The sequence below is a fragment of the Acidicapsa ligni genome (assembly GCF_025685655.1).
Taxonomy (GTDB): domain Bacteria; phylum Acidobacteriota; class Terriglobia; order Terriglobales; family Acidobacteriaceae; genus Acidicapsa; species Acidicapsa ligni.
In genome coordinates, this window is the sequence record NZ_JAGSYG010000002.1 from 457,755 (window position 1) to 474,915 (window position 17,161).

Consider the following 17,161-nt stretch of genomic DNA (forward strand, 5'->3'; position numbering starts at 1 on the left):
TTTAGTTTTTGCGTTCGACAAGGAAGCGGGCTATGGCCTTCAATCCCTCGGCTTTTTCGCCAAAGGGCTCCAGTGCGGCAAAGCCTTCACTGATGAGGCGGTCGGCGTCTTTAAGGCTTTGTTCGAGGCCGAAAACGGCTGGCCAGGTGGCTTTATCGCTGGCGAGGTCTTTGCCCGCAGTCTTGCCGAGCTGGGCAGAATCCTGGGTGACATCGAGAACATCGTCGACGATCTGGAAAGCTAGACCGGCTTTGCGTCCGAAGGTATCGAGACGGGCGACCTGGTCAGGGGTAGCTCCGGCAAAGATGCCGCCAGCGACGACGCTTACACGAATGAGGGCTCCGGTCTTGGCGCGGTGGATGGCTTCGACGAGCTCGGGGGTAGGTTTCTGGTGTTCGCCTTCGAGGTCGAGTACCTGGCCGCCGATCATGCCGTCAATGGTGCCGGTGGCCTGGGCGATGAGGCGAATGATTTCGACTGTCGATGCGGGAGGGCAATCGAGACCGGCGAGAATTTCGTAAGCCTGGGTCTGGAGTGCATCTCCGGTGAGAATGGCGATGGCTTCACCGAAGACAACGTGGCAGGTGGGCTGCCCACGGCGCAGGTCGTCGTTATCGAGAGCGGGCAGATCGTCGTGGATGAGCGAGTAGGTGTGCAGCATTTCCAAGGCCGCGCCCAGCCTGCCGATGCCCGATGGGACAGTGCCTGCGATAGCGACAGCGGCCTGGATGGCGAGCACAGGGCGCAGGCGTTTGCCGCCGGCAAAGGTGGAGTGGCGCATCGCGCCGTGAATCGAAACGGGAATAGTGGAGGCAGACGGGATTAAAGCCTCCAGAGACTGGTCTGTGAGCTCGGCGCCTTCGCGGATAAGGGACTTCACATCGACTACAAACATTACAGCAATGATAAACGAACTGCTCTGGTGCGCCGCTCTGTGATCCACAAGGCGATCAGGAGTAGCAGCGCGCAGAGGCTTACCCAGCGGCCCAGGCGTACATCCGGTGTGGTGCTCCATTGGACATCGATGCTGGATGGACCGGCAGTGACGGGAACGGCGATGAGGCCGTCTTCGCGTGGATGAATTGAGCTCAGTTCCGGTTGTTTGCCGTTCACGGTGATCTGCCAGGCTGGATAGCGGCGCAGGCGGAGGACGACGAAACCCTCATGATCGCTGTTGATCTGGAATTGCTTGTGTTCGTTTTGCCAGAGGCTGGCGGTATAAACGTCGTCGCAGGAGCCTTGCTCGGGGTACCAGACAGGGTCGGTATCTTTATCGCCTACGCCAAGATCGCGGGTTGGGTCGGATACCAGGCAGGCCTGGGGCAGACCGGCTGCGACCAGTGAGTTGTCACTGCCAAGGGCAGCATATTCGTCAGTGCCTTCGACGCCGGTGCCCGCGTGGAAAACATCGACCTGGCTCTGGACCTGATCTTCATCGTCGCATGGCTGAAAGAAGAAATGGGTTGCGCCCGCAGTAAAGAGCAGCACTGTGGCTGTGACTGCAAGCAGTGACAAGGCTCGTGCCCGGCGTGTGCTGAGCGGCAGCATGGCGGCCAGGAAGATGGCCAGCGGCGCGTCGAGAGCCATGAGCCAGCGCCACGGGAACTGGAGGAATTGGAGACGGGGCAGGTTCCAGAGGTAAGACGAGATGGGGAATTGCAGCAGGAAGACCACGGGGATCAGCAGGGCGAGGGGAATCCAGATGCTGCGGCGGTTTTGGGGCAGCTTGCCGCGCCTGTAGGCGATGCCAAAGCCGATGACAGCAAGGACCACGGTAAGGACGACAATGATCGATGCGGAGTGGAGAACCTGATCGTGGAAAAGGAGATCGGGAGAGCTGTGATGGGCGAAGAGCCAACTGTCCCGGACTCTCATGCCGATGTCGAGGACCTGCTGGATGGCGACCCAGCGTTGTTCATAGGCCGCTGGAATGAGGTAGAAGGCCGCAAGTGGAAGTCCGATGAGGACTGCGAAAAGTGCTCGCAGGACAGGCCACCAGGAGCGATGCAGGATGGCGGCTGCCAAAGCGACAAAAGCAAGCAGGTAGCTGGCCATGACTCCGGCGGGCGCGTTGGTTAGCCAGGTGACAGCGAGGACAAGGGCCAGAGGAGCAGTTGAACCATCGGCTGAGCCATCGAGCACACGGGATTTCCTGTTTGTGACACCGGATTCGCGGTTTGCCGGGATAAGGTTTGCCGGGGTAATGTTTCTTCGCAGGGCGAAAAGCAGCAATAGCGGGATGAGCGCAGCGGCTGCCAGTTCGCTGAAGGCAGTTCGTTCGTAGCCGGTGAAGAGCGTGTAAGGCGTGGCTGTGGCGAGCATTCCGGCCAGGGTTGAAGCATTGTCAGGCAGAAATTCGCGGGCCAGCGCTCGAGTCGCGAATCCGGTGGCGGTGAGGCAAAGGAAAGTGAACACAGCCGGGACGATTTGCCAGTTGGTGGCATAGCCGAGAATTGCGCCGGTTATCCAACTGATCGGCGGATAGAAGAGAAAGCGTGCCTCGCCAGCACCCCAGTTCGGGCTTTGCGCCCAATGCGGATAGAGAACGCCCTGGCTCCAGCTTGTCTGCACTTCCATCCACGAAAGGAGGTGGAAGTTGAAGTCATGTCCGCACGAGACGCCGCGGAGGAAACGCGGACCGGAGGCGAGCACCGCCGCGAAGAGGATGAGAGCGCAGCCCGCTATGTTGTGCAGTTCGGCGAAGCTGCGAAATCTGGATGCGGCGGTCTGATATTTGAGAGGTGTTTCTTCGTTCACTACGGCACCAGTTGGAGAGTATGGGTAGTCTGAGAGGCAACCGCAGACGTGGAGAAGGGCAGCGGAAAGGTTGTTCCGTTGTACCAGATGCCCCATTGATCGCGGAACCAGGGGCTGGCGGCATTGCCGCTTTCGCCGAGCACAATGTTTTCGGTTGAGGCGTCAGGCGCGCTCCAGTCCATGGTAAAGCGTTGGCTGGGCCCGAAGGCGCGGCCGACTTGCTTGATTGTATTGCCGCCGCCGCTCAGGGGTTGCTCACCTGTGCCGGACCAGTTTTTGATAAGCGGAATCACGCCGAAAAGAGGGTGCTCCAGATCGACGACGTGCCAGGAACCGTAGTTCCAGTGAGAGAGATCTGTGGGCGCATGGCCGCGATCGAGGCCTTTGCGCACAGCGTCGGTCAGGAGCGCGTCCCAGTTTTTATAGTTGGATGGCAGCCATTCGTTGGTGGAGACTGCTCCCGCAGCGTCGCTGGGGGACGTTGCGCCGTGCATAATGATTTCTTCTTCGGCGAAGTTGGATTCCGACCAATGGTAATCTTCGGCGTCGCTGCCGAGTTTGGGCTGAAGGATAAGCGGCCAGAAGGCCTCGCGGGTGAGAGGAAGAATGGACGCTGCTGCGGAGTCAGTCGACATACGGCCATCCCAACTGCGCAGTAAGTCGGCGGCCTGCCTGAGACGCGCATCGACTCCATCGGTGTGGTCAATGGCATAGGCGAAGCGGTGGGCCAGCTCCTGGTCGACTTCGCTGTAGATATCGGTCTGGACGGCCAGCATATCTTCGCGAGTGAGCTTGTCGCGTCCACGCAGGTCCATGTAGATGCGCTCCGCACGGTAAGGATCCGGCCATTCCAATGTGAGAGGAAACTTGGTGTCGTTGGGCGTTACACGGGAGTTGGCCGTGGCGAGCAGACCGGATGGAGGATCATAGGCAAAAGGCATTTCATCGAAGGGAATGTAGCCCTGCCACTCGTGCTGTTTGGTGTCTGCTGAAAATTGGATAGGGGTGCCAGTCAGACCGCCGGGGCGTAGTGGAACTTTGCCGATTGCGTGGTAGGCGATGTGTCCTGCGTCGTCCGCATAGACGACGTTTTGCGTGGGCCAGCACCAGGCTCCGAGAGCGGCAGAGAACTGCTGCCAGTTGGCGGCAGTGTTGATTTCGTAGAGCGGGATGCCTGCCACGGCAGGGTCGTAGAGCGTCCAGTGCAGGGCGATGGGGCGTTTTTCGCGCCTGAACAAAGGATTGAGAAGCGGGCCGTGGGGCGTGAGTTCAATGTCTACAGGAACGTCTTTGCCGAAGCGGACATGGATGACCTCATGGGCGTGGGTGAGTGGAAGCCACTTGCCATCGCTGCCTGCGTAGTTGCCCTTGCCGTCGAGCTTTTCGACATAGAGGTCCTGCACGTCGGCGTAAAGCGCGGTGAAGCCCCAGGCAACATGTTCGTTGTGTCCGGCGATGACCAGGGGCATACCGGGCAGGGTGACTCCGGCGACGTGAAGACCAGGGGCGCTAAGGTCGGCCATGTACCAGATATTAGGGACGGTAAGACCGAGATGCATGTCATTGGAGAGCAGAGGCTTTCCGCTGGCGGTATGTTTACCGGCAATGACCCAGTTGTTGGAGCCGGGGGTGCAGCCTTCGCAGGATGGCAGGCCCAGCAGTTGGCGCAGGACGCTTGAGTCTTCGTGCAGGCCTTCATGTACGTCTTCGTGTGGTGGCACGGATGAATTCGTTTCAAGTCCCAGGAGCGACGAGATCTGGGGCGCCCGGTCTCGTTCCCCATGCGCTTTAGCCTGTGTCTTGATCTGCGCCTTGGCCTGTGTCTGATCCGTCTCTTCATCTTCCGTGGAGGACGGAGCCGGGTGAGGCTGGGTCATGTCGGCGACCGCTGCAGTGGGAGGCTGATCGCGCCACGAGCCTACGGGATACAGGTCGGCTTCGAGCTTTGGATTATGCAGATGCTCGGAGATTTGTTCGCGGCTGAGTTTCACATCCCAATGGCTGTCCAGTATCTGCACCATGTTCAGGCCGATCAGGATGGAGTCCACGCCAGTCCACGGGTGGGGCTTGTAGTGAAGGAACCGGAACTCCGCTGGCAGGTGATCCTGATTCTGCTGGATGAAAAGATTGACGCCGCGCGCGTATTGTTCGGTGCGATGGCGGTCCGCGTCAGGCAGGCTGTTGTAGACGCGCTGGGCGACGTTGCGAAACTGGAGGACGCGCTGTGTTCTGTCGTGATCGAGGAGCGTGCTGCCGAGAATTTCGGCCAGATCCCCGGCAGAGTTGCGGCGCAGGATGTCCATCTGCCACAGGCGGTCCTGCGCAGTAACGTAGCCCTGGGCAAGCAATAGATCGTCAATGCTGGCGGCCTGAATATGCGGAGTGCCGTGGGCATCGCGGCGAATGATCACGGGCGCGCCGAGGCCGGTGACTTTGAGCGTGCCATCGATGACAGGAAGAGAATCCGTCATCGCGACATGCACCCAGACAAATCCAGCGCCGACCGCCAGCAGGACAACGATGACAAGTCCTGCGAGAGACCAAAGCAAACGACGCAACCAGCCTTTAGGCATGCTTAGTACATCCTTATGCAAGAACCAAAACCGATATGGACAGCTTGATTAGGATAGCTGGGGCTGCGCTGCAGGGGAAGGAGTTTCGGAGCCAGTGCTGCTTTCTGAACCTTTCTGGGATCGGCTGCGACGATAGAAGAGGACAAGAGCTAAAAGGGTCAGCAGAATGACAGGCACAATCAGGATGCTGCCTTCAGGTCCGGCGTTGCCGCCGCTCCAGAAATCCAATCCGGATGGGATGGTGGTGAGGTAATGTCCCGAGGGCCTCATGCCGCTGTCTGCCGTGCCATAGAAGAAGGTCTGTGCCCAATCCCATGCAGCATGGAAGCCGATTGCCCACCACGCTGAACCGGTGAGGCGGACGCTTACGCAGAAGACAAATCCAATGCCCGCGGCGGAAAAGATGCCGATCCAGGATTCCCCGGCGTTGAAGGTGTGCATGTAGCCAAAGAAGGTGGATGTGAGCCATGCAGACTCCCAAAAACCGGCAGAGGGCGATTTCTTCAGGTGCAGCAGGAGGCAAGGAAGCACGCCGAGAGCGGCCATGAGATAGACGCCTCCGGACCCGTTGCTCTGAGGATTGAGGTATGCGAAAAGGCTGAAGCAGGAGACTGTGCCGAACGCCCACCAGTAGTTAATACCGCGGGCGAGGGTGAAGAGCATGTAGCACCGGGTCATTCCTTCTTCGCCAAGGCCGGTGAGCAGAAAGCCGATACCCCATAGTGCTCCGAACTGAAGGATAGTTGCTCCGCTAAGCGAGACAGGACCAAAATGCAGCCATCCCCCGGCGTGAAGTGCAAGAACAAGCGCGGATAGGGCGGCAAAGCCCCCAACGAGGCCGGTGAAGAAGTGGCGCACGCGGTTCGGGCCGGTGAGGTTGTAGTCCAGGATGCGGCGACGCTCGTTGAGGGCGGCTACCGCGGCTGCGGCAAGCAGGCCGAGTAACTGGATAGCTTCGACGTAGATCGTGCTAGTGGCGGTGAGGTGGCGTGGATTTATATTGAAGAACTTTTGCGCAAACAGCATGGCCACAGCGCCGAAAAGCCCCATGCCAAGAAAGGCCAGCACGAGAAAAAGAGCAACTGACCAGCCGACGCGCAGCCCGTTTTCGCCGAGGACTACCCACTTCAGGAAGCGGGTTTCCGCAGGTTCCGGAGATGCTGCCGCCTGTGCGAATTGTGGGATGGGCGGTGGTTCTGGCGGTGTTTGCAGTGCCTGAAATTCGTCCTGAGGAGTCATCAATTGTCCTTGAGGAAGCATCTCTATAGTGATCGATATGGTGATAGATCCAGTCTCAGCCTACCCTACGTTAAAGTGATCGCCAATGTTCAGTTTCGGGGTAATGGGTCAGTTTGCATACAGTATCAAAAGTTCTGAACTTTGTTCGAGCCCGTCCGCTGGACTTTGTTCTTGCCGTTCTGTCTGTCATTCCCGAAGGGAATCTGCTTCTCCCGTTCTGCGTAGAAGCACAATTGTCCCAAACTCATCCAATACCGGTTTCGGCTGCCGCTTGACATGGCAGCGTTAGACGCTGATGCTAGACACTTCGGCTATTGCACGGTATCTTCGCTGCGGGTAGCCGGAAATCAGCTCTGGGAGCAAGATACTTGCGGGTTCGCGTTTTCTATCACGACAAATGCTTTGACGGAGCCTGCTCCGCTTCGCTCTTTACTCGGTTTCATCGCGAGTGCGTTACGGCGGATGCCGATTACGAGTACCACGGCCTCGTTCACCGGGCTGGCGCGTTATTCAATGAGGCTGATTTTACCGGCGACGAGAACGCGATTGTTGATTTCAAATACTCGTCTTCGCCAAAAATTACATGGTGGTTCGATCATCATTTGTCGGCCTTTCTAAGTCCCGCCGATCATGAAAACTTTCTGGCCTGCCAGCAGGATGCTCTTTGTGCAAACCGGAAGTTTTTTGACCCGACCTACACCTCCTGCACCAGCTACCTGGCGCATATCGGGGAGACAAAGTTCGGCTTCAACACGGCTCCCGTAGCCGAGCTGATCCACTGGGCCAATATCGTGGACGGCGCGCTGTATGAGAGCGCTGAATCGGCGGTAGAGATGGCTGCTCCGGCGATGAAGCTGACTTTGATCATCGAGGCTACACAAGACCCGGAGTTTATTCCGAAGCTGATTCCGCTGTTGACTGAGATTCCGTTGGCCGAGGTACTGGAGCAGCCGTTCGTGGCAAAGCTGTTGCCGCCGCTGTTGGAGCAGCATGAGAAGGCAATCGCGCTGATTCGGGAGCGAAGCGAATATCACGATGGAACGATCTTTTTCGATATCTCTGACCACTTGCTGGAAGGCTTCAACAAGTTCATTCCGTACTATCTCTTTCCGCAGGCAACTTACTCGATTGGGCTGTCGAAGTCGAGCTTCCGGACGAAGGTTGCCGTCGGATCAAATCCGTGGACCAAAGCTAATCCGGATGAGATGGTGAACCTGGCCAAGGTTTGCGAGCGGTATGGCGGCGGTGGTCACGCGCGGGTCGGGGCGATCAGTTTTTCGCCGGATCGCACGGACGAGGCACGTGAGGCGGCCAAGGTAATTGTTGCCGAGTTGCGGGCGCGGGATCCTTTTCCCGGGGCTTAGTTTTCGTACTTCTAGTTTTTCGTACTTATGGCTCGGCAACGTGGGCACACAGGACTTTTTGTTGGTGGGGTGAATGTGGGGCTTCTTCGTTCTCTGCTTATTCTCTTTACGGCACTGAGTGCTGTGCCTGGTCTCGCTCAGAGCGCTGTTTCCGGGCAGGCGGACTGGGCGCTGGGCCCGTTTACCCGTCCCGTGGATGAGCCTATCCTCAAGCCGCAACCGAATAGCATTTTTCATGACCCGTTGAAGCCTGAACCGGCCCATTGGGAGGCGCTGCATACCTTCAACCCGGCGGCAGTGGTGCGCCACGGCAAAGTGATGGTGCTGTATCGCGCCGAGGACGATTCCGGATCGATGCAGATCGGTGGCCGCACTTCGCGACTTGGGCTGGCGGAGTCGGCGGATGGAATTCATTTCACGCGAATGCCGGAGCCGGTGTTTTATGCGCAGGAAGATAGCCAGAAGCCACGGGAATGGCCGGGCGGAGTGGAAGATCCGCGGCTGGTTGAGGCTCCTGACGGAACGTATGTTCTGACGTATACGCAGTGGAATCGAACGACGTATTCAATTGGCATAGCGACGTCGCCAGACCTCGTTTACTGGACCAAGCATGGCCCTGCGCTGGGCGATTCCGGGCCTTACGGCAAGCTGATGTACAAGTCGGCGAGCATTGTTACAAAGCTGGATCACGGGCGGTTGATCGCTGCGAAAATCAATGGCAGGTTCTGGATGTATTGGGGGGAGATCGAGGTGCGCGTGGCCTCCTCGCCTGACCTCATTCACTGGACGCCGGTGGAGGATAAGACGCACCAGCCCGTTGTCGTGATGCGACGTCGCCCGGGCCGGTTCGACAGTGCATTTCCAGAGGTCGGGCCGCCAGCCATTCTTACGTCGAAAGGTATTGTCCTTGTCTACAACGGGAAGAACGCTTTGCCGGGAGAGCAGCCTGACCCAAAGCTGGCTGCTGGTGCTTATGCGGCAGGGCAGGCCCTGTTTAGCAAAGATAATCCCACGGAGTTGCTGCACCAGTTGGATGAGCCCAGTTTGTATCCCGAGCGGCCCTACGAGAAGAGTGGGCAGTATGCTGCGGGCACGACCTTTGCCGAGGGATTAGTCTTCTTCCACGACACATGGTTTTTGTACTACGGTTGCGCGGACTCATTTGTCGCAGTGGCAACTGCCTCGGCCGGAAATGCTGGCGCCAGCTACTAGACTTCAGCCGCCAGCAGTTAGCCACCAGTAGTTAGTCATTAGACTTTTTCGTGCATGCTGGGCCACTCCGGGCGCCGATGTTCGAGGAAGGCGCGTACGCCTTCACGGAAGTCTTCCGAAGAGCGCTGGCGGGCATTGGCTGCGATTGCCTCCTCAATCTCCTCATCAATCTGATTGGAGGAGTGGCTGGTGAGCAGCTCCTTCACGGCGCGCATGGCTTCAGGACTATTCTGCAACAAGCTTTGCGCTAGGGAGCAGGCTTCGGGCATCAGTTCTTCCGGTTGAACGATGCGGGTTACCAAGCCGAGGCGGCAGGCTTCGTCTGCCTTGATGATGCGGCCGCTCAGCAGCAGTTCGCGTGTACGTTTCTCGCCGATCTGGCGGGTCAGGAACGAGGCGACAATTGCCGGAACGAAGCCAACGCGGACTTCGGTATAGCCGAAGCGGGCATCCGGCGTGGCATAGGTGAAATCGCAGAGAGTAGCGAGGCCCATGCCGCCAGCAATGGCCGGTCCGTTGACAGCGGCGATGATTGGCTTGGGGAATTCATAGAGAGTGCGCAGGACGCGAGCCATGTTTTCGGAGTCGCGGCGATGTTCATCGACAGTACGCGCGTTCATGGTTTCGAGATGTTCCATGTCGAGGCCGGCGCAGAAGGCTGATCCGGCTCCCGTCAAAATCACGGCTCCGCAATCGCAGTTGGCTGCGTCGTCGAAGACCTGGGTGAGTTCGTCGATGAGTTCGGGGCTGAGTGCGTTTCGTTTCTCCGGGCGATTGAGAGTGATAGTCTGTACGCCTTTTTGGGATTCGACGAGAATGTGCTGGAAATGGCTCATGTGCTCCCCCTGAATTATCGAACGACTATTATGCACCCTTTAGATGCAGGATGGTAGTGCGATGAATCAGCCGTTGTTTTCGGTTGTTTCGCTCGCAGATCACTATGAGCCCATTACAGGCTAACTACAGGCCCAGCTCGGTTGCGCGGCGCTGCATTGCCGCTAGGCAAAAGGCTATGTGAGCGTCGAGATCGATGCCGAGCTCCTCCGCGCCTTGAATAACGTCCTGGCGGTTTACGCCCCGGGCAAAGGCTTTGTCCTTGAGTTTTTTGCGTACGCTGGCGGCTTCCACGTCGGCAATGGCTTTACTCGGTTTGACCAGGGCGCAGGCGGTGAGAAAGCCGGAGAGCTCGTCGCAGGCGAAGAGGGTCTTGTCGAGATGCGTGACGCGCGGCGTGCCGGAGTAGGTCGCATGGCCCAGGATGGCGGTGCGTGTCGCTTCGGGCCAGCCGAGACGGGCTAATTCCCCGACGCCAACGAAGGGATGCTCTTCAAGCGAAGGGTGGCGCTCGTAGTCGAAGTCATGCAGCAGGGCAGTAGTGGAATAAAGAGTGAGCAGGTCTTCGCGCGCCTGCCCCGTGAGGCCGAGACGGTCTGCCTCCGCTTCGCCGTAGGCGAGGGCGCAGGTTTCTACCCCCAAAGCATGCTTGCGCAGGCTTTCGCCCTGCGTCCATTCGGTGAGGAGAGCCCATGCAGCCGCCCGGTCGTGAGTGTTGCGGTCATGAATGGAAGTAACGCTCTTGTTATCAGTCATGTTCAGGCTCCTCGTCCAGTGTATGTTGCTTCTTATGGTTCGTGTTTCTCAGGGTTTCACCGAGATTCTTCCCTTTATTTTAGGCAGGACACCAAGTTTCCACTTGACAATTATGGTTCATCGGAACGAAAGTAGCACTTGACGTGGTGTATTTTGTCACCACCGGAAGGCCCGCTCTGGCACTCCGCAGACAAACTATGGCAACGACCCTGGTAACGATGCCCGTTACGACGTCTGTTCGCGAAGTACTACGCTGCGAACACTGCCTGCTGGTGCAGTTCCGGACCAGCAACTCGATGTGCCGGCGCTGCCACAAGCCGCTGGACATGGAAGAAGTTCCAGCCCCCGTCGAAGTGATAGCGCAGAGTGAAGCTCCGCCCTCCGCAACCGATGCCGGTCTTCGGGTTGCGAATCAGGTGAAGGATATTCGCAAGGCGCGTCATTTGAGCCAGCGTCAGCTTGCCAGCCGGATGCAGGTTCCCCGGACGTACATCTCCAAAATTGAAAATGGCAAGGCAATTCCGACACTTGGTTCTCTTGAGCGTCTGGCAAATGCGCTTGAAGTGGACATCTGCCAGTTGGTGCGCGACGGCCGCAGCAAGCATGACGAGGAAGTGGCGGAGATACTGGCCGATCCTTTTCTCGCGGAGCTGGCGCTGTATCTGCCTCAATTGGAGCCGTTGCAGCGGTCAATGCTGTTGAACGATGCACGGGATCGGGCTCGGAATTCTGTTCGCGATATTTCGATGGTCAGGCGTCGCACGGCGTAAGTCTCTGCTGCGGAATCTGGCTTCAAACTCTGTTAGACATACGTTGTCCCCCGGTGCTTGCACAGGGGATGCATTGCGACCCATCGGCGCTTGTGCTACGGTCGATGTTGCTAGAAGGGGTTGCAAGAGGCGAGCCTTTGTACTTGACTGCCACGTCGCGAATTCATGAGTTGACGCCCGAAGAACGGGCCGTATACGCGACACTGACTCCCGCGCGATTGCCGGAGCACGTCGCCATCATTATGGACGGCAACGGCCGCTGGGCTGGTTTGCGTTCGTTAAAGCGCTTTCTCGGCCATCAACAGGGAGCGAAGAGTGTCCAATTGGTGACCGAGGCGGCTTCGCGCATCGGTTTGCCCTGGCTTACCCTGTATGCCTTTTCCCTGGAAAATAATCTTCGCCGTCCGCGTGCCGAAGTCACTTTTCTCATGCGGCTGCTTCGCAGCTACCTGGAGAGCAACCTGCAGCGGATGATGGATAATAACGTCCGCATCCGGTACATCGGGCGAACGCACGAGTTGCCGCCGGAAGTGCAGGAAAAAATGCAATGGGCCGCCGAGGCTACTGCTCGCAACACCGGCACGACGCTGACCCTGGCGCTGAATTACGGCGCACGGTCGGAGATGGTGGATGCGTTTCGCGGGCTGGCTGCGGAGATGAAGTTGAAGGGGCTCAGCCCGGACCGTATCACCGAGGAAGATGTCCATCGCCATCTCTACACGGCGCATATGCCGGACCCGGATCTGCTAATCCGAACGTCGGGGGAGATGCGGATTTCAAATTACCTGCTCTGGCAGATTGCTTACACAGAGATTTTCGTGACGGAACGCTTCTGGCCCGACTTCCGGGGCATTCACCTGCTGGAGGCCATCGCGGCTTATCAGCGTCGGGAACGCCGTTACGGCGGCCTGGGTGAAGCGGAGCGGGAAGACCAATCTGCCGGCGAAGAAATGACAGAAGCAGCTCGAACCTCCAGATAATCCTCCATCGGGGTTACGTTGAGAGATAATTCACTGCCGAGCATCCCTGCTAGGCAGTAAATTATTTGCGGGTAGATGAGGTCAAAGAATCAAATCGTGATCAAATCCGTGCATAGACTCAGGGGCGGTTTAGGCATGATAAAGGACATTATCTGCGTGAAAAGGGATCGGTAAGAGTATTCTTTTCCCAGAACTCTGAGAGAGAGTATAGTCGTGCCATGTGGAAGAGGTTGATCTGGTTTTTTGCTGTAGTCACTATAACGTTGCCGGCGCAGTCTGCTGTCGATACGGCGCGCTTTACTAGTGATGAAATCGCAATTTACAGAAATTTCTTGCTTCACTATCCGGAACAGCTAAGCAACATGATCGGAATGCAGGACACAACCGTGGCATTCAAAACGTCAACGGGATTCCTCGAACAACCGGGTCTGCCGAATCTCGCAATACCCTCATACAGTGGACGCAAGTTGCCACCCGAGATCATGGCGTTGACGAGTGAAAGGGAGGTGACTGCACGGATCGTAGCCGAAGGCAAGCTTATTGAGGCTGGCAAGAGAAGTCCTTCCCAGGGACCTGATGGATATGTGAGAACCCACCTTACCTTGAGTGAGATAGCGTTCGATTCAAAACACGAAGAAGCGGCCTTTATTTTTTACGCATCCTGCGGCTGTCTCGGAGGACAAGGCGGTATGGCCGTTTATGAACGAAAAAATGGTCGATGGAAATTGAAAACCATGCTGAATGTTTTGGAAGGTTAGACAGGAATTACATAGGGTGCCGTAGAGATTTACATTGGGCTACGCAAGATGGAGTAGTGGCCTTTGGGTATGTTTAGAGCATTTCTACTATTGCAATGCCCCAGCAGGGACTCGCGAAGTCTGGCTTTTGTTGATAAAAAATCGCGCAATCAGCCACTGCGCAGAATATACCGATAAGAGGAATGCTTTAGTCTCGCGGAGGAGATTCGTACATACGTTTTTTGCTCGCCGGCCAAACATTGCTGGTTGTATTACTGCTCGCAGGCTTTGCTGGCAATTACACTATTGAGGGCACGGACATATATCAGTTCATCTGTTCTTATTGGTTTATTTCAAAATTTGGCCGAACTGGTTCTCCTAAAAATATGGGGTAATCCTCTGCATGTGGCTGCATGCCCGGGACTTGGCCCGGTCATGTATTCTCAAGCCTGCATGAAACGAATTCTGACAGCCTTGGTATTGATTCCGCTGGTGATTCTGCTGGTGTTTTTTGGGCCGGATTGGGCGGTGACTCTGGCCGTTGGCGCGGTGGCCCTGTTGGCTGCGTGGGAGTACATCGGCATCGCCAAAGCGGCGGATGCGAATCCTCCGCGGGTTGCGGTGCTGGTTGCGATTGCGCTGCTGTTTGCTGTGAGCCAGCTCTGGCCGGATAAGCTTTCTACGGCGCTTGGCGCGTTATCCCTGGCGCTGCTGCTCTATTGCACCTTTTCTTCGCCTATTGCAAAGGTGCTGCATGACTCGGCTTCGTCGATTTTTTGCCTGATTTATATAGGGTTTACGCTGATCTCCTTGCCTGCTCTGCGCAGCGCTGAGGATGGGAAGACGCTGGTGACTTTTCTGCTCTGCGTAGTCTGGGCCGGAGATATTGTGGCGCTCTACGTAGGCCGGAATTTAGGCCGGCACAAACTTGCTCCGCGGCTTAGCCCCAATAAGACGTGGGAAGGCGCAGTCGGTTCGGTGGTGGGCAGCCTGCTGGTCACGGTTGGACTGATTGTGCTGGCTGAGCAGCTCGCCAAGCGAGAAATTATGACGCTGGCTTTTGCCGGACCGGTTTGGCACTGGCTGCTGTTGGCTGTAGTGGTGAACGTGGCCGCGCAGGTGGGCGATCTGGCTGAGTCGGCGCTAAAGCGCTCTGCTGGAGTGAAAGATTCCGGAACGCTTTTGCCCGGGCATGGTGGAGTTCTGGACCGCATCGACGCGCTTCTGCTCGCTGCTCCGGTGCTGTGGTACGCTCAGGTTATTCAACACTTTTAAGGTCAGATTGGGTTAGAAATTCCTTTGAAACGCCTCGCAATTCTCGGTTCCACTGGGTCGATTGGACAGAGCACCCTCTCCATCGTTGAGTCCTATCCCGACCGCTATTCGGTTGCTACGCTTGCAGCGGGACGCAATCTTGAGTCGGCCCTCGAACAGGTCAGGCGCTGGCATCCGCGCCTCGTTTCTTTGGCCACAGAGGAACTCGCGGCGGAATTGACCTCACGGCTCCGCGCCCTGGGTATTACGGAAACGGAAGTTCTTTGGGGTACGGCAGGCAGCGTGGCCTGCGCGACCCATCCTGAGGTGGATTTTGTGGTGTCGGCGATTGTCGGCGTAGCGGGGCTGGAAGCGACGCACGCGGCGATCCTCGCGGGCAAGCCCATTGGGCTGGCGAACAAAGAGTGCATGGTTGCGGCCGGGGAGATCCTGACTGCTGCTGCCCGCGAACGAAATGTTCCCCTCCTGCCGATTGATTCGGAGCACAACGCCGTTCACCAGTGCATGCGGGTGGGAACTCTGGCCGAGGTGAAGTTTGTCTGGCTGACGGCATCCGGTGGACCGTTCCGGCAACTGCCTCTGGAGCAGTTTACCGGGATTACGCCCGAGCAGGCGCTCAAGCATCCCACATGGGTAATGGGGCAGCGGATCACGATCGACTCGGCTACGATGCTGAACAAGGGGTTGGAGGTCATCGAGGCCTGCCGTTTGTTCAATGTTCCATCGTCGCAGGTTCGAGTGACGGTGCATCCACAATCGACGGTGCATTCGCTGGTGGAGTACGTGGACGGGTCGATTCTGGCGCAGATTTCAGTGACGGATATGCGGTTGCCGATCCTGTATGCGCTGGCTTACCCGGAGCGTCCGGCTTCGACGCTGACCTTTGATCTCGCGGCGCTTTCGCATCTGGATTTTTCGCAACCGGATTTCGAGCGTTTTCCCTGTCTCCGCCTGTCTTACGAGGCGGCAGAAAAGGGTGGCGCGCACTGTATCGCCCTGAATGCAGCCGACGAGATTGCCGTGGATGCCTTTCTGAACCGGACAATCTCTTTTATGGACATCCCGCGTACAATAGAAAAGGTGCTGGAATGGACTCCAGAATCTCATCCGGAAACAATTGCCGGAGTTTTGGCGGTCGATTTACAGGCGCGTGAACGGGCTCGCGAAGCGATTTCCGCAGCTGCTATTCGCGTGTAGTTCTGGTTCTAAAGCCCATGTATTGTTTGAGGTAATGCGCGCGCATCTATGCACACAGTTCTAGTTGATCTCATCTCTGTCCTTATCGTGCTGGGCATCATGGTGCTTGTCCATGAGTTTGGCCATTTTGTCGCGGCTAAACTTTGCGGCGTCCGTGTGGAACAGTTCTCAATCGGATTTCCTCCGCGGCTTTTTGGCATAAAGATTGGCGAGACGGACTATTGCATCTCGGCGACACCGCTCGGCGGCTATGTGAAGATGACCGGCGAAACGCTGCCGGGCGAGAACATGACCCTCAACAGCAGCGATGCGCCCGTAGCGCCGGAACGTGATCCGGGCGCGCTGACCTCGCATCCTCGCTGGCAGCGGATCATCATCGGAGTAGCCGGGCCGTTTGCCAACTTTGTGCTGGCTCTGGGGCTGATGACCGGCTTCTACATGCTGCACAATGAAGTGCCGCTATTTGCAGACCAGCCCGTTACTGCAGATTGGATCGTTGCAGGCAGCCCTGCTGCAAATGCCGGGTTACAGCCAGGCGACGTAATTGTCAGCTTCGATTCTCAGCAAAACCCATCCTGGGAGTTGATCAACGAACGGCTGGCGCTAAACCTTCCCAGCGTGCGTCCCGGTCACGGTGTTGAGTTGCCGATGGTTGTGACGCGCAATGGGCAGAATCTCCCGTTGACGCTGCAATTGACAGAGCAGACACCCGGCAAAGACGTACCGTTGAATGAGATTGGACTACTGCCGAAGATACAGGCGGACCCGCTCAAGATCAGTTCGGTCAGCGACAGAACGCCTGCCGCAGAGGCTGGTCTTAAGGCTGGCGACCAGTTTCAATCCATCGATGGACATGTCTTTCACAGCACGGAGTCGATCATCGCGTATCTGCAACAGCAGAAGGGCGCTCCGGTAAAGCTGGTTGTCAATCATGAGGGCACGAGTTCGACCGTGGTTCTGCAGCCGAAGCTTGGCCAGGGCAGGAACGGTCCTGCATGGCAGCTTGGATTTTTAGGCTCTCTGCCGCCATATCGCGTGGATCAGTTGCCGTTTCCTAAAGCGGTGGACGCTTCGGTGAAGTTTAACCGGGAAAATTCGCTGCTGATTCTGGAAGTGCTGAAGCGCGTGCTAACGCACAAGATGTCGGTCGACAATCTCTCCGGCCCGATAGGCATTGCGCAGCAGACCGGACTAGCGGCTGAGACACCAGGATGGGAGTTCAAGATCAAGCTGATGACGACTATCAGTTTGAACCTGGGTATTCTCAACCTATTGCCGTTCCCGATTCTCGATGGCGGCATGATTCTCTTCCTGTTGATTGAGAGCGTGATTCGTCGCGATATCAATCCGACAGTCAAGGAACGTGTCTACCAGGTGGCCTTTGTTTTAATCATCGTCTTCTTTGCGTATGTCATCTTCAATGACATATCGAAGCTGCCGATCTTCTCACACTTCAAGTCTTAGGGC

General features: G+C 57.3%; 14 protein-coding genes. 8 read left to right on the plus strand and 6 right to left on the minus strand.

Annotated features, from left to right (window positions below):
• Position 1 precedes the first annotated feature (1 nt).
• Genes OHL19_RS08270 through OHL19_RS08285 form a run of 4 tightly spaced genes read right to left on the minus strand, consistent with a single transcriptional unit; the run spans position 2 to position 6,569 of the window.
• Complete coding sequence (locus OHL19_RS08270; protein ID WP_263357168.1) at positions 2-895, minus strand: polyprenyl synthetase family protein; 894 nt, start codon at positions 893-895, stop codon at positions 2-4.
• Positions 895-2,757, minus strand: coding sequence for a hypothetical protein (locus OHL19_RS08275; RefSeq protein ID WP_263357169.1), 1,863 nt, complete (start codon positions 2,755-2,757; stop codon positions 895-897). The genes OHL19_RS08270 and OHL19_RS08275 overlap by 1 nt, the downstream gene beginning before the upstream one ends.
• Positions 2,757-5,330, minus strand: coding sequence for a penicillin acylase family protein (locus tag OHL19_RS08280; RefSeq protein ID WP_263357170.1), 2,574 nt, complete (start codon positions 5,328-5,330; stop codon positions 2,757-2,759). Before OHL19_RS08280 ends, OHL19_RS08275 begins: the two co-directional genes overlap by 1 nt.
• A 48-nt stretch (positions 5,331-5,378) precedes the next feature.
• Positions 5,379-6,569 carry a CPBP family intramembrane glutamic endopeptidase gene (locus OHL19_RS08285; RefSeq protein WP_263357171.1) on the minus strand — a complete coding sequence of 397 codons (1,191 nt, stop codon included), beginning with the start codon at positions 6,567-6,569 and terminating at the stop codon, positions 5,379-5,381.
• Positions 6,570-6,937: 368 nt separating this feature from the next.
• Between OHL19_RS08285 and OHL19_RS08290 the strand changes: the two genes are divergently transcribed.
• Complete coding sequence (locus OHL19_RS08290) at positions 6,938-7,933, plus strand: phosphoesterase (RefSeq protein ID WP_263357172.1); 996 nt, start codon at positions 6,938-6,940, stop codon at positions 7,931-7,933.
• Between the two features lie 75 nt (positions 7,934-8,008).
• A complete protein-coding gene (locus OHL19_RS08295; RefSeq protein WP_263357173.1) occupies positions 8,009-9,145 on the plus strand; it encodes a glycoside hydrolase family 130 protein in 1,137 nt (378 codons plus the stop codon).
• Between the two features lie 38 nt (positions 9,146-9,183).
• On the opposite strand, the gene OHL19_RS08300 is transcribed toward OHL19_RS08295, so the two are convergent.
• A complete protein-coding gene (locus tag OHL19_RS08300; protein WP_263357174.1) occupies positions 9,184-9,981 on the minus strand; it encodes an enoyl-CoA hydratase/isomerase family protein in 798 nt (265 codons plus the stop codon).
• A gap of 124 nt (positions 9,982-10,105) precedes the next feature.
• Positions 10,106-10,735, minus strand: a complete 630-nt coding sequence (locus tag OHL19_RS08305) for an HAD family hydrolase (protein ID WP_263357175.1) — start codon at positions 10,733-10,735, stop codon at positions 10,106-10,108.
• A 197-nt stretch (positions 10,736-10,932) separates the two neighbouring features.
• Here OHL19_RS08305 and OHL19_RS08310 point away from each other — a divergent pair, with 197 nt between their 5' ends.
• The 6 genes from OHL19_RS08310 (at position 10,933) to rseP (ending at position 17,158) form a co-directional block, all read left to right on the plus strand.
• Complete coding sequence (locus OHL19_RS08310; protein WP_263357176.1) at positions 10,933-11,505, plus strand: helix-turn-helix domain-containing protein; 573 nt, start codon at positions 10,933-10,935, stop codon at positions 11,503-11,505.
• A 137-nt stretch (positions 11,506-11,642) separates the two neighbouring features.
• Positions 11,643-12,485, plus strand: coding sequence for an isoprenyl transferase (locus tag OHL19_RS08315; RefSeq protein WP_396126694.1), 843 nt, complete (start codon positions 11,643-11,645; stop codon positions 12,483-12,485).
• A gap of 230 nt (positions 12,486-12,715) precedes the next feature.
• A complete protein-coding gene (locus OHL19_RS08320) occupies positions 12,716-13,243 on the plus strand; it encodes a hypothetical protein (protein ID WP_263357178.1) in 528 nt (175 codons plus the stop codon).
• A gap of 432 nt (positions 13,244-13,675) precedes the next feature.
• Complete coding sequence (locus OHL19_RS08325; RefSeq protein ID WP_263357179.1) at positions 13,676-14,497, plus strand: phosphatidate cytidylyltransferase; 822 nt, start codon at positions 13,676-13,678, stop codon at positions 14,495-14,497.
• A gap of 24 nt (positions 14,498-14,521) precedes the next feature.
• Positions 14,522-15,694 (plus strand): 1-deoxy-D-xylulose-5-phosphate reductoisomerase, encoded by a 1,173-nt coding sequence (gene dxr, locus OHL19_RS08330; RefSeq protein ID WP_263357180.1) that lies wholly within the window; start codon positions 14,522-14,524, stop codon positions 15,692-15,694.
• A gap of 48 nt (positions 15,695-15,742) precedes the next feature.
• The gene (gene rseP / locus OHL19_RS08335) at positions 15,743-17,158 is read left to right on the plus strand and encodes an RIP metalloprotease RseP (RefSeq protein ID WP_263357181.1); all 1,416 of its coding nucleotides are present in this window, start codon (positions 15,743-15,745) and stop codon (positions 17,156-17,158) included.
• Positions 17,159-17,161 lie beyond the last annotated feature (3 nt).

What these genes read in the sequence shown, in the direction of transcription:
- OHL19_RS08270 (WP_263357168.1), bottom strand. Translation starts at nt 895, where the DNA reads ATGTTTGTAGTCGATGTGAAGTCCCTTATCCGCGAAGGCGCCGAGCTC.
- OHL19_RS08300 (WP_263357174.1), bottom strand. Translation starts at nt 9,981, where the DNA reads ATGAGCCATTTCCAGCACATTCTCGTCGAATCCCAAAAAGGCGTACAG.
- OHL19_RS08285 (WP_263357171.1), bottom strand. Translation starts at nt 6,569, where the DNA reads ATGACTCCTCAGGACGAATTTCAGGCACTGCAAACACCGCCAGAACCA.
- OHL19_RS08310 (WP_263357176.1), top strand. Translation starts at nt 10,933, where the DNA reads ATGGCAACGACCCTGGTAACGATGCCCGTTACGACGTCTGTTCGCGAA.
- rseP (WP_263357181.1), top strand. Translation starts at nt 15,743, where the DNA reads ATGCACACAGTTCTAGTTGATCTCATCTCTGTCCTTATCGTGCTGGGC.
- OHL19_RS08280 (WP_263357170.1), bottom strand. Translation starts at nt 5,330, where the DNA reads ATGCCTAAAGGCTGGTTGCGTCGTTTGCTTTGGTCTCTCGCAGGACTT.
- OHL19_RS08325 (WP_263357179.1), top strand. Translation starts at nt 13,676, where the DNA reads ATGAAACGAATTCTGACAGCCTTGGTATTGATTCCGCTGGTGATTCTG.
- OHL19_RS08305 (WP_263357175.1), bottom strand. Translation starts at nt 10,735, where the DNA reads ATGACTGATAACAAGAGCGTTACTTCCATTCATGACCGCAACACTCAC.